This is a genomic window from Plantactinospora solaniradicis (assembly GCF_042658085.1).
GTDB classification, from domain to species: Bacteria; Actinomycetota; Actinomycetes; order Mycobacteriales; family Micromonosporaceae; genus Plantactinospora; species Plantactinospora solaniradicis.
In genome coordinates this window covers 200452-211586 of sequence record NZ_JBHSPR010000085.1, presented here as the reverse complement: position 1 = coordinate 211586, position 11135 = coordinate 200452, and the positions used below count along the sequence as shown (strand labels likewise).

Annotated in this window: 13 protein-coding genes; 2 read left to right on the top strand and 11 right to left on the bottom strand. The window is 71.9% G+C overall.

Features of this window, described 5'->3' with window-relative positions; genetic code table 11:
• Positions 1-4: 4 nt before the first annotated feature.
• Genes ACFP2T_RS44785 through pyrR form a run of 3 tightly spaced genes read right to left on the bottom strand, consistent with a single transcriptional unit; the run spans position 5 to position 2888 of the window.
• Positions 5-1384 carry a dihydroorotase gene (locus ACFP2T_RS44785; protein ID WP_377433301.1) on the bottom strand — a complete coding sequence of 460 codons (1380 nt, stop codon included), beginning with the start codon at positions 1382-1384 and terminating at the stop codon, positions 5-7.
• Positions 1381-2307 (bottom strand): aspartate carbamoyltransferase catalytic subunit, encoded by a 927-nt coding sequence (locus ACFP2T_RS44780; protein ID WP_377433299.1) that lies wholly within the window; start codon positions 2305-2307, stop codon positions 1381-1383. Before ACFP2T_RS44780 ends, ACFP2T_RS44785 begins: the two co-directional genes overlap by 4 nt.
• Positions 2307-2888, bottom strand: a complete 582-nt coding sequence (pyrR, locus tag ACFP2T_RS44775; protein ID WP_377433297.1) for a bifunctional pyr operon transcriptional regulator/uracil phosphoribosyltransferase PyrR — start codon at positions 2886-2888, stop codon at positions 2307-2309. The genes ACFP2T_RS44780 and pyrR overlap by 1 nt, the downstream gene beginning before the upstream one ends.
• Positions 2889-3172: 284 nt before the next feature.
• Between pyrR and bldD the strand changes: the two genes are divergently transcribed.
• Entirely contained in the window at positions 3173-3661 is a 489-nt protein-coding gene (gene bldD / locus ACFP2T_RS44770; RefSeq protein WP_101366736.1) for a transcriptional regulator BldD, read from the top strand.
• 368 nt (positions 3662-4029) lie between these two features.
• Here the strand turns inward: bldD and nusB are convergent, their stop codons facing one another.
• The 5 genes from nusB to ACFP2T_RS44745 all read right to left on the bottom strand — a co-directional run bounded on the left by nusB (position 4030) and on the right by ACFP2T_RS44745 (position 7838).
• A complete protein-coding gene (gene nusB / locus ACFP2T_RS44765) occupies positions 4030-4440 on the bottom strand; it encodes a transcription antitermination factor NusB (protein WP_192772324.1) in 411 nt (136 codons plus the stop codon).
• Between the two features lie 23 nt (positions 4441-4463).
• Positions 4464-5021, bottom strand: coding sequence for an elongation factor P (gene efp, locus ACFP2T_RS44760; RefSeq protein WP_196200629.1), 558 nt, complete (start codon positions 5019-5021; stop codon positions 4464-4466).
• 44 nt (positions 5022-5065) lie between these two features.
• Positions 5066-5560, bottom strand: a complete 495-nt coding sequence (aroQ, locus tag ACFP2T_RS44755; RefSeq protein WP_377433295.1) for a type II 3-dehydroquinate dehydratase — start codon at positions 5558-5560, stop codon at positions 5066-5068.
• Positions 5557-6633: a 3-dehydroquinate synthase gene (aroB, locus tag ACFP2T_RS44750; RefSeq protein ID WP_377433293.1), complete on the bottom strand. Its 1077-nt coding sequence runs from the start codon at positions 6631-6633 to the stop codon at positions 5557-5559. The genes aroQ and aroB overlap by 4 nt, the downstream gene beginning before the upstream one ends.
• Positions 6634-6857: 224 nt before the next feature.
• Entirely contained in the window at positions 6858-7838 is a 981-nt protein-coding gene (locus ACFP2T_RS44745) for a helix-turn-helix transcriptional regulator (protein WP_377433291.1), read from the bottom strand.
• Between the two features lie 82 nt (positions 7839-7920).
• On the opposite strand from ACFP2T_RS44745, the gene ACFP2T_RS44740 reads away from it, so the two are divergent.
• On the top strand, positions 7921-8670 hold the full coding sequence (locus ACFP2T_RS44740; RefSeq protein WP_377433289.1) for an alpha/beta fold hydrolase: 750 nt from the start codon (positions 7921-7923) through the stop codon (positions 8668-8670).
• Between the two features lie 22 nt (positions 8671-8692).
• Here ACFP2T_RS44740 and ACFP2T_RS44735 read toward each other — a convergent pair whose 3' ends face one another.
• The 3 genes from ACFP2T_RS44735 to ACFP2T_RS44725 form a co-directional block, all read right to left on the bottom strand.
• Positions 8693-9232 (bottom strand): shikimate kinase, encoded by a 540-nt coding sequence (locus tag ACFP2T_RS44735; RefSeq protein WP_377433288.1) that lies wholly within the window; start codon positions 9230-9232, stop codon positions 8693-8695.
• Positions 9232-10410: a chorismate synthase gene (gene aroC, locus ACFP2T_RS44730; RefSeq protein ID WP_377433286.1), complete on the bottom strand. Its 1179-nt coding sequence runs from the start codon at positions 10408-10410 to the stop codon at positions 9232-9234. The genes ACFP2T_RS44735 and aroC overlap by 1 nt, the downstream gene beginning before the upstream one ends.
• A gap of 153 nt (positions 10411-10563) precedes the next feature.
• Positions 10564-11073: a MarR family transcriptional regulator gene (locus tag ACFP2T_RS44725; RefSeq protein WP_377433284.1), complete on the bottom strand. Its 510-nt coding sequence runs from the start codon at positions 11071-11073 to the stop codon at positions 10564-10566.
• Positions 11074-11135 lie beyond the last annotated feature (62 nt).

The following is an 11135-nucleotide window of genomic DNA, read 5'->3' as shown; positions in this document are numbered from 1 at the left end:
CGCATCACCTCACCGCCTTTCCGTCCAGCACCGTCGGCTCGCCGGCCAGGAAGGTCGCGACGATCCGGCCGGGCAGGGTCATCCCGGCATACGGGGTGTTGCGGCTGCGGCTGGCCAGCTCACCGGGGTCCACCGTGCGGCGGGCCGCCGGATCCACCAGGGTCAGGTTGGCCGGTACGCCCGGTGCCGGGTCACGCCCGTGCTCGACCAGGCCGGCGATCCGGGCCGGTGTCCGGGACATCCGCTCGGCGATCAGGTCCCACCGCTCGCCGAGTACGGAGAGCAGCACCGACAGCGCCGTCTCCAGGCCGAGCATGCCCGGCCGGGCGTACGCCCACTCGCACTCCTTGTCCTCCAGCGCGTGCGGGGCGTGGTCGGTGGCGACCACGTCGATGATCCCCTCGATCAGGGCGTCCCGCAGCGCGGCGGCGTCGGCGGCGGTCCGCAGCGGCGGGTTGACCTTGAAGACCGGGTCGTAGCCGGCCCCGGTGGTCCCGGCACTGCCGGACGCCAGGTCCCCGAGAGCGGGGCTGACGAGTTCGCGCCGGCCGCCCACGATCTCGTCGGTGAGCAGCAGGTGGTGCGGGGTGACCTCGGCGGTGACCCGGACGCCCCGCGCCTTGGCGTGCCGGAGCACCTCGACGCTGCCGGCGGTGGAGAGGTGGCAGACGTGCAGCCGGCTGCCGACGTGCTCGGCGAGGAGCACGTCCCGGGCGATGATCGCCTCCTCGGCCACCGCCGGCCAGCCGGTCAGCCCCAGCCGCGTCGACACCTCGCCCTCGTGCATCTGGGCGCCCTCGGTCAGCCGGGGCTCCTCGGCGTGCTGGGCGATCACCCCGTCGAACGCCTTGACGTACTCCAGCGCCCGGCGCATCAGCCGGGGGTCCGCCACGCAGTGCCCGTCGTCCGAGAAGATCCGGACCCGGGCCGCGGAGTCGGCCATCGCGCCCAGCTCGGCCAGGCGCTCGCCGGCCAGCCCGACGGTGACCGCGCCGATCGGCTGCACGTCGACCAGGCCCGCCTCGCGGCCGAGCCGCCACACCTGCTCGACCACGCCCGCCGTGTCGGCGACCGGCGACGTGTTGGCCATCGCGCAGACCGCGGTGTAGCCGCCCAGTGCCGCCGCCCGGGAGCCCGACTCGACCGTCTCGGCGTCCTCCCGTCCCGGCTCACGCAGATGGGTGTGCAGGTCGACCAGGCCGGGCAGCGCGACCAGCCCGTCGGCGTCGACCACCGTCGCGCCCCGGGCGTCGAGGCCGGAGCCGGCCTGCGTCACCACGCCCCCGGCGACCAGCAGGTCGGTCGGCTCGCCACCGACCACCCGGGCCCCCCGGATGAGGTACGTCGGCGTGACCTGGTCACCCCCGACAGTTGACTTGCTCATCGGTTCATTCCCCCCAGCAGCAGGTACAGCACGGCCATCCGGACGGAAACGCCGTTGGTGACCTGTTCGACGATCGTGGATCGGGGCGAGTCGGCCACCTCGGGCGCGATCTCCATCCCCCGGTTCATCGGCCCGGGATGCATGACGATCGCGTGGTCCGGCAGGCGTCGCATCCGTGGTCCGTCCAGCCCGTACCGCCGGGCGTACTCCCGGGCGGACGGGAAGTAGGAGTCGGCCATCCGCTCCCGTTGCACCCGCAGCATCATCACCACGTCGGAGGTGGGCAGCACCGCGTCGAGGTCGTACGACACCTCGGTGCCGGGGGCCAGGGCCGCGCCGATGTCGACCGGGATCAGCGTGGGCGGCCCGACCAGGGTCACCTTGGCGCCGAGGGTGGCCAGCAGCAGCACGTTCGACCGGGCCACCCGGCTGTGCAGCACGTCGCCGACCACCGCGACCGACAGCCCGGCGACCCGACCCAGCCGGGACCGCATCGTGTACGCGTCGAGCAGCGCCTGCGTCGGGTGCTCGTGGGTGCCGTCACCGGCGTTCAGCACCGAGCCGTCGATCCAGTTGGCGAGCGTGTGCGGCGCACCGGAGGCCGGGTGCCGGATCACCACCGCGTCGGCGCCCATCGCCTGGAGGGTCAGCGCGGTGTCCTTCAGGCTCTCGCCCTTGGAGACGCTGGAGCCCTTGGCCGAAAAGTTGATCACGTCGGCGGAGAGCCGCTTGGCCGCCGCCTCGAAGGAGATCCGGGTCCGGGTGGAGTCCTCGTAGAAGAGGTTGACCACGGTACGGCCACGCAGCGCGGGGAGCTTCTTCACCTCGCGACCGGCCAGCCGGGCCATCTCGCCTGCGGTGTCCAGGATCAGCGTGGCGGTCGCGGCGTCCAGATCCGCCCCGCTGAGCAGGTGTTTCAGCACTACGCCGGCCCTCCGATCAGCTTGACCTCGTCGGCGCCGTCAGTCTCGGCGAGCGTCACCTTGACGCTCTCGGCGAGCGCCGTCGGGATGTTCTTTCCCACGTAGTCGGCCCGGATCGGCAGTTCGCGGTGGCCCCGGTCGACCAGCACGGCGAGCTGCACCGAACTCGGCCGCCCGATGTCGCTGAGCGCATCGAGGGCGGCCCGCACCGTACGGCCGGAGAAGAGGACGTCGTCGACCAGGATCACCCGCTTGCCGTCGATCCCCTCGGCCGGCACGTCCGTCGGCCCGATCGCCCGGACCGCGTGGCGGCGGAGATCGTCGCGGTAGAGAGTGATGTCGAGCACACCTACCGGTACGTCGATGTCCTCGAAGGCGCTGATCCGGGCCGCCAGTCGACGGGCCAGCGGGGCCCCTCGGGTGGGGATGCCGAGCAGCACGGTGCCGGCGGCGCCCTGGGTCTTTTCGAGAATCTGGTGCGCGATCCGGTCCACCACCCGGGCCAGTTCGGCGCTGGTAAGGATGACCTTCACGGACGGTGGTGAGACCGGCGGCGGTTGAGCAGCCTGCGGGTACGCCACGGCGGACCCCCTTCCCCGCCTCACGGGACGGGTCGTTAAAGGACGTCGGATTCCGGCGCTCGCCAGCAGACAGCGCGGGCCGGGGCTCTAGCCACGTTACCACTGGCCACAGGGCCGGCCGTGGCGGGTCGCTGACCGTCGGATCAGCGAGCCGAAACCGCCCTTGAGAACACGATCTTTGTAATAGGTAGGTAACTAGCACTTGACCACGTGTCGCAATCCCCGTACCGTCACGCTCCGTAGCGATCGCTGGGGAGATCCCCGACCAGCAATGGGAGTGCCGAATGCCCTCTGAATACGCCAAGTCGTTGGGCGCGCGTCTGCGCTCTATCCGTCAGCAGCAGGGTTTGTCCCTGCAGGGGGTGGAGGAAAAGTCAAACGGGCGGTGGAAAGCCGTCGTCGTCGGCTCGTACGAGCGGGGGGACCGCGCCGTCACGGTGTCGCGTCTCGCCGAGCTCGCCGACTTCTACCGGGTGCCCGTCTCGGAACTGCTGCCGGACGGCAGTGGTGTCCGGCACGAGCCGACGAACAAGATCGTGCTCGACCTTGAGCGGCTGTACGACGAGGCGTCCGAGGACCTCGCCTACGTCGCTCGCTATGCCCGAGCCATCCAGCAGCAGCGGGGTGACTACAACGGGCGGGTGCTGTCGATTCGCGCGGACGACCTGCGGGCGCTCGCCATCGTCTACGACTCGTCACCCTCCGGGCTGATCGAGCGGCTCACCGAACACGGCGTCCTCGTCGCCGACCCCCGGGCGCTCTTCGCGTCCTGATCCCCCACTGTCGGGGTCCGTGCCGAGCCGGCACGGGCCCCGTTGTGCCATTCCGGGCCCGCTGAGAGGGCGCCAGAGCCCACGAAGGGCCGGTCGGGTACCTGCGGTGGAGATCCAATACGCCCCGGCCCGTCGCTGACCGTTCAGCGGCCACCGACGCGGCACCGGCCCGGCGCGCCCGTCGTCCGGCGCGGCCACCCGTGGTCCGGCGCGGAAAGCCCCGGCGGTCCGGCCCGATGGTCCGCCGCCGCCCGCGACCCTCCGCTACCGCGCCCGCGCCACGTCGGCCGCACAGGCGGGGACGGACGGGACGGCACGGGACGGAGGGCCGCAGACCGGACGACAGGGCCGGAAACGGCGGCGGTGGACTACCGGGTGGCGTACTCGGCGATCCGGCCCAGAATGCCGTTGAGGAACCGTGGCGAGTCGTCGGTCGACATCTGCCGTGCCAGCTCGACCGCCTCGCTGATCGCCACCGCGTCGTCGATCTCGTCGACGTAGAGCAGCTCGTAGATGGCGATCCGGGCCAGGTTACGGTCGACCGCCGGCATCCGGTCGAGGGTCCAGCCCTCGGCGTAACTGTCGATCAGCTCGTCGATCCGGGCCTGGTTCGCCGCCACGCCCTCGATGAGGCCGATCGCGTACCCGAGGTGTTCCGGACGCGGCTGCTCCAACCGCTGGAGATAACCGGCCAGCACCTCGACCGGAGGGCGGGCCCGCATGTCCGCCTCGTAGAGAACGTCCAGGGCCCGCTTCCGCGCCTTGCGGCGGGCCGGCATCTGCTGTTTGGGGCCCTCCGCCATCAGGCGCGGCCGAGATAGCGGCCGTCGCGGGTGTCGACCTTGATCTTCTCACCGGTGGTGATGAAGAGCGGCACCTGGACCGTCGCGCCGGTCTCGACCGTCGCCGGCTTGTTGCCGCCGGTCGACCGGTCACCCTGCAGACCCGGCTCGGTGTAGGTGATCTCCAGCACCACGCTGGTCGGCAGCTCGACGTAGAGCGGCACACCCTCGTGGGTGGCGACGATCGCCTCCGCCTCGGGCAGCAGGTAGTTGGCCGCCTCGCCAACCGTGCCGCCGGGAACCGGAATCTGGTCGTACGTCTCCAGATCCATGAAGACGTAGTCCTCGCCGTCGGCGTACAGATACTGCATCGTGCGCTTGTCGACGGTGGCCGTGTCGACCTTGGTACCCGCGTTGAACGTCTTGTCGACGGACTTGCCAGACAGCACGTTCTTCAGCGTGGTGCGCACGAACGCACCGCCCTTACCGGGCTTGACGTGCTGGAACTCCACGACGGCCCACAGTTCGCCGTCGAGGTTGAGAACCAGACCGTTTTTGAGGTCGTTGGTGGTGGCCATTTCCTGCCTTGATCTTCAATTAGGCGGACGGAGATCCGGCAAGTCTACAAGGAGCGTCCAGTTGATCTTGTCTCGGTTCTCGCCGGCTCCTCGGACAGGCGCTGAGCCAGGTGGATCAGGGCCAGCCGATAGCCGTCGACACCGAGGCCACAGATCACCCCGGTGGCCACGGCGGAGACCACCGAGTGGTGCCGGAACTCCTCCCGGGTGTGGATGTTGGAGATGTGCACCTCGACCAGCGGCCCGCGCAGCATCGCGCAGGCGTCCCGGACCGCGTACGAGTAGTGCGACCAGGCAGCCGGATTCAGCACCACGGCCGCCCCCTCGTCGGCCGCCGCGTGCAGCCAGCCGAGCATCTCCGACTCGGCGTCGGTCTGCCGCACCTCGACGTCCAGCCCGCACTCCCGACCGACGGCCTGGCAACTCGCCACCAGGTCGGCGTAGCTGGTCAGGCCGTACACGTCGACCTGCCGGGTGCCGAGGCGGCCCAGGTTCGGCCCGTTGAGCACGTACACCCTCGGCCTGTCGGGCCCGGTCATTGCGCCACCTCCGCGTACGCGTCGCGGAGCAGGTCGTCGTCCGGGCCGTCGAGCACGCCGGTCCGGGCCAACCCGTCCAGCACCACGAAGCGCAGCCGGTTGCCCCGGGCCTTCTTGTCCACTCGCATCGCCGCCAGCAGTTCCGGCCAGGCGTCCGCCCGGTAGGAGGTCGGCAGCCCCAGCGTGGTCAGCAACGCCCGGTGCCGGGCCGCCGTCGCCTCGTCCAGCCGGCCGACCCGGCGGGCCAGCCCGGCGGCGTAGACCAGGCCGACCGAGATCGCGTGCCCGTGCCGCCAGCGGTAGCCCTCGACCTTCTCGATCGCGTGCCCGAGGGTGTGGCCGTAGTTGAGGATCTCCCGCTGCCCGGCCTCGCGCAGGTCGCCGGAGACCACGTCCGCCTTGACCTGGATTGCCCGTTCGACCAGCTCCCGGACCACCGGACCGGTCGGATCGACGGCCGCCGCCGGATCCGCCTCGATCAGGTCGAGGATCACCGGGTCGGCGATGAAGCCGCACTTCACCACCTCGGCGATGCCGGCCACCAGGTCGACCGGCGGCAGCGAGTCCAGCATCGCCAGGTCGCAGAGCACGCCCGCGGGTGGGTGGAAGGCGCCGACCAGGTTCTTTCCGGCCGCGGTGTTGATGCCGGTCTTGCCGCCGACAGCGGCATCCACCATGCCGAGCAGCGAGGTCGAGACCGGCACCCACCGCACCCCGCGCAACCAGCAGGCGGCCACGAAGCCGGCGAGGTCGGTGACGGCGCCGCCACCCACCCCGACCACCGCGTCGGTCCGGGTGAACCCCGCCGCGCCGAGCTGGTCCCAGCAGTTCGCGGCGATCTCGATGTTCTTGCCGGCCTCGGCGTCCGGAACCGCCACGGTCAACGGTCGGATCCCGGCGAGGCGCAGCCGCTCGGCCAGGTCGTCGGCCTGCGCCTTCAGGGGCGGGGCGTGCAGCACGGCGACGCGCTCGGCACCGTCGAGCAGCGGTGGCAACGCGGCCAGCAGCTCGCGGCCGACGAGTACGTCGTACGGTCGGTCGCCGCCGACCGGGATGCGGGTCAAGTCGTCCATCGGGTCAGAGCGTAGTAGCCCGCCCCGGCGTGCCCACGACCGATACCGTACGAGCCGTTCGACCAGTGACGATCTCCTCGGTTGACGGAGGCTCGGGTGAGTGGCGTCGAAGCAGGGTTGCTCCAGTTCGACGGGCTCGCCGCCCAGGTCCGACAGGTGCTGGACCGGCCGCCCGTCAACACCTCCGGCGGTCAACGCCGAACTCGTCGGGCCGAACGTGCGGATCAAGCGGGAGTGACCGGCCTCGGCGACCGCTCGGCGTAGCCGGCGAGCCGGGCGGCGTACCCGGTGACGGCGGCGCGCAGCTCCTCGGGGCGTACGACGGTGAACGGCCAGCCCAGGCCGGCGAGCATCTGGGCCATCCCGGTCAGGTCCTCGGCCCTGGCCCGCAGCAGGATGCCGTCGTCGGTGGCGGTCAGCTCGGCCATGCTCGGCGGCACGCGACGTCGGGCCTGCTCCAGATCGGCCTCCAGCAGCACCTCCACCTCCCATCGGTACGCCACTCCGGCCAGGGACCGGGTGACGTGTCCGACCGGGTCGAACCCGTCCGGCGCCGAAAACGTCCCGGTGCCGACGTCGACCGAAACGATCCGGTCGAGTCGGAAGGTACGGATCTCCCCGCGTAGGTGGTCGTGGCCGGTGACGTACCAGCGGCCGGAGTGGAACACCAGGCCGTACGGGTCGAGGTCGCGCAGTGACGGCTCACCGGTCCAGGAGCGGTAGCCGATGGTGACCCGGTGCCGGGAACGGGTGGCCGCGCCCAGGGCGAGCAGGGTCGCGGTGGCTGGCCTCGGGGTGTCCGGCCGGCGCCGCAGGCTGAATCCGAGGGTCTCCTGCACCGCGTCCAGCCGGTCGGCGAGTGGCGTGGGCAGCACCCGGCGGATCTTGGCCTGGGCGAGGCCGGTGGCCGGCGCGGCGGTGCCGAGGCCCAGTTGTTCGGCGGCGACCAGTCCGAGCACGACGGCGACCGCCTCGTCGTCGGTCAGCATCAGCGGCGGCAGCTTGTAGCCGGGCCGCAACCGGTATCCGCCGTACCGCCCCCGGGCGGCGAGCACCGGGATGCCGAGTTCGACCAGGGTGTTGGCGTACCGCCGGACGGTCCGCTCGTCGACGTCGAGCCGGGCGGCGAGGTCGGGACCGGTGAGCCGGTGATGGCTCTGGAGCAGTTCCAGCATGCCCAGCACCCGAGCGGCCGGATGTGCCACAGGTCACACTCCAAATCCGGGCGGAAGTGGTCCGGATTCGACCCTACCGTGAGGGCACAACGGCAGATCGAAGGAGATACAGATGGCGACGTTCGTTCTCGTCCCCGGTTTCTGGCTCGGCGCATGGGCCTGGCGCGAGGTGACCGACGGTTTGCGGGCGGCCGGACACGACGTGCACCCGCTGACCCTGACCGGGCTGGCCGAGCGGGCCCACCTCGCCGGCCCCGACGTCGACCTCGAGACCCACACCACCGACATCGTGCGGTTGATCGAGGTGGAGGACCTCCGCGACGTGGTGCTGGTCGGACACTCCGGCGGCGGGATGCCGGTCGAGCAGGCGGCGGACCGGATTCCCGAGCGGCTGGCCCGGGTGGTCTACCTGGACAGCGGGCCGCTGCCGGACGGCGTCGCGCAGTTCGACACCAACCCGCCGGAGGAGCAGGAGCGGCTCCGGACGCTGATCGGTGACGGCCACCTGGTGCCGCCACCGGCCTGGGATCCGGCCGAGGATCCGACCAACCTCGCCGGGCTGGACGACGAGATCCTGGACCTGCTCCGGCGCCGCGCCACCGGACAACCGCTGCGTACCGCCACCGACCCGGTACGGCTCTCCGGCTGCGGTACGGTCCCGACCGCGCTGATCGCCTGCACCTTCCCGGTGGAGCTGGTGCGGGACATGATCGAGCAGGGTAACCCGTTCTTCGCCGGGCTGACCGGCGCCGACCTCTACGGCCTGCCGACCGGGCACTGGCCGATGTTCAGCGAGCCGAAGGGCCTGACCGACCTGCTGGACCGGATCGGACGGAAGGTCCCGACCGACACGTCGCGGTGACCGGTTGGCGTGGTCCGGCCGGTCAGCCCTCGGGAGGACCGGCCGGTCGGCCGACGCGGTCGTTGGCGAGCCCGGCCAGGATCTCCTCGGCGACCTGCTCCGGGGTCCGGCCGTCGGTGACGACGGTCCAGCCGGCCACCTCGCTGTAGAGCGGGCGCCGCTGGTCGAGCAGGTGTTTCAGGGTGGCCCGGGGGTTGATCGCGAGCAGCGGGCGGCCGGTGCCCAGGCCGACCCGCTTGACCGCGTCCGTCAGCTCCACCGACAGGTAGATCACGCGATGTCCGGCCAGCGCCGCCCGGTTCTCCTCGGCCAGGATGGCGCCGCCGCCGAGCGCGAGCACTCCGTCGTGGGACGCCAGCGCCGCCGTCACGGCAGCCCGTTCCAGGGTACGGAAGTGCTCCTCGCCGTCGTCGACGAAGATTTCCGGAATCGGCTTGCCGGCCAGCGCCTCGACGTCGCTGTCGGTGTCCCGGAAGTCGACTCCGAGGCCGCTGGCCACCAGTAGTCCGGTGCTGGTCTTGCCCGCGCCCATCACGCCCACCAGCACGCACACCGGCGCCATCAGCGGATCACCAGGTTGTCCAGGTAACCGGCCAGGTTGCGGCGGATCTCGGGAACCGAGTCGCCGCCGAACTTCTCCATCGCCGCCTCGGCCAGCACCAACCCGACCATCGTCTCGGCGACCACCGCGGCGGCCGGCACCGCGCAGACGTCGGAACGCTGGTTGATCGCGGTCGCCGGCTCTCCGGTGGTCACGTCCACGGTGGACAGCGCGCGGTTCAGCGAGGAGATCGGCTTCATCGCGGCGCGTACCCGCAGCGGCTCGCCGGTGGTCATCCCGCCCTCCAGGCCGCCGGCCCGGTCGGTGACCCGGCGCACCCCGGTAGCGGTGGGGACGATCTCGTCGTGCGCCACCGAGCCCCGGGACCGGGCCTGTTGCCAGGCGTCGCCGATCTCCACTCCCTTGATCGCCTGGATGGACATCAGCGCGGCGGCGAGTCGGGCATCGAGCTTGCGGTCCCACTGGACGTGGCTGCCCAGGCCCGGCGGTACGCCGTAGGCGAGGACCTCGACGATTCCGCCGAGCGTGTCGGCGTCCGACTTCGCGGCGTCCACCTCGGCGACCATCCGGGCACTGGCCTCCGGATCCAAGCAGCGCAGCGGGTCGGCGTCGATCCGTTCGGCGTCCTCCGGGCGCGGCTGGAGGCCCGGCTTGGCGGCCACCGAACCGAGTTCCACGACGTGCGAGACGATCTCGATGCCGAACGCCTGTCGGAGCAGCGCCCGGGCGACGGTGCCGACCGCGACCCGGGCCGCGGTCTCCCGGGCGCTGGCCCGTTCCAGGATCGGCCGGGCGTCGGTGTGGCCGTACTTCTGCATGCCGGCCAGGTCGGCGTGCCCGGGACGGGGCCGGGTCAGTGGCGCGTTGCGGGCCTGGTTGGCCAGTTCCGCCGGGTCCACCGGATCGGCGGACATCACCGTGCGCCATTTCGGCCATTCGGAGTTGCCCACCCGGACCGCGACCGGACTGCCCAGGGTGACGCCGTGCCGGAGACCACCGATGATCTCCACCTCGTCCCGCTCGAAGGCCATCCGGGCGCCCCGGCCGTAACCGAGCCGTCGGCGACCCAACTCGCGGACGATCTCGTCGCTGGTCACCTCGACGCCGGCCGGCAACCCCTCGAGCAGCGCGACGAGGGCGGGACCATGGGACTCTCCTGCGGTCAACCAGCGCAACACGACCAACCCTCTCCTCGCCGCGGCCGGGCCGGCCGCCCGCCGGTCAAGTTTGGCACGGACCACGCCCGCCATACCGCACCGCCCGGACCATCCCGCTCTGCGGACGGCGCCCCCGTGGCGGGCTCGCAGGCCCGGATGCGTGGCCTCGACGGCTCAGGGCTGGCGCTCCGGTTCGCGGCGGGCGGTCCCGGCGCGCTGCTGGTCACCGCGCTCCTGGTCGGCGAGCACACCGGCCAGCCGGTGCAGGTGCGGAGCGGCCCGGAGGATGTCCCGCCGGGCCTGGTCGTCGAGCCGGTCGAGCGCGTCCAGCAGCAGGTCCCGGCGGTGTGCGCCGTACTCGTCGATCCGGCCACGCGCGGCCGGGGTCAACCGGAGCCGGACCACCCGCCGATTCTGCGGATCCCGGTCGCGCTCCAGCAGTCCGGCTCCGGCGAGATCGCCGACCAGCGTGCTGACGGTGTTGGCGGCGGTGTGGAGTCGTTCGGCGGCCTCCTTGACGCTGATCGCCGGCCAGCGCTCGACCAGCCGCAGCACCTCGACCTGGGCGTCGGACAACGGCGGTCGACCGGTACGGCGACTCGTGGAGCGGCGCAGCACCCGGTTCAGGTCGGCCAGGGCACTGCCGAGCGCGGCCGCCGCGTCGGCCGTCCCGTCGTCGGTCATCTCGTGCTCCCGCCGCCTCGTCACCACTGACGCCCGGTCGTGGCACGTCGCGGCGTCAGCTA

Coding starts and splice junctions, on each gene's coding strand:
- aroB (WP_377433293.1), bottom strand. CDS start 6,633: ATGGACGACTTGACCCGCATCCCGGTCGGCGGCGACCGACCGTACGAC.
- ACFP2T_RS44735 (WP_377433288.1), bottom strand. CDS start 9,232: ATGGCGCCGGTGTGCGTGCTGGTGGGCGTGATGGGCGCGGGCAAGACC.
- ACFP2T_RS44740 (WP_377433289.1), top strand. CDS start 7,921: ATGGCGACGTTCGTTCTCGTCCCCGGTTTCTGGCTCGGCGCATGGGCC.
- efp (WP_196200629.1), bottom strand. CDS start 5,021: ATGGCCACCACCAACGACCTCAAAAACGGTCTGGTTCTCAACCTCGAC.
- aroQ (WP_377433295.1), bottom strand. CDS start 5,560: ATGACCGGGCCCGACAGGCCGAGGGTGTACGTGCTCAACGGGCCGAAC.
- ACFP2T_RS44725 (WP_377433284.1), bottom strand. CDS start 11,073: ATGACCGACGACGGGACGGCCGACGCGGCGGCCGCGCTCGGCAGTGCC.
- nusB (WP_192772324.1), bottom strand. CDS start 4,440: ATGCCGGCCCGCCGCAAGGCGCGGAAGCGGGCCCTGGACGTTCTCTAC.
- ACFP2T_RS44785 (WP_377433301.1), bottom strand. CDS start 1,384: ATGAGCAAGTCAACTGTCGGGGGTGACCAGGTCACGCCGACGTACCTC.
- bldD (WP_101366736.1), top strand. CDS start 3,173: ATGCCCTCTGAATACGCCAAGTCGTTGGGCGCGCGTCTGCGCTCTATC.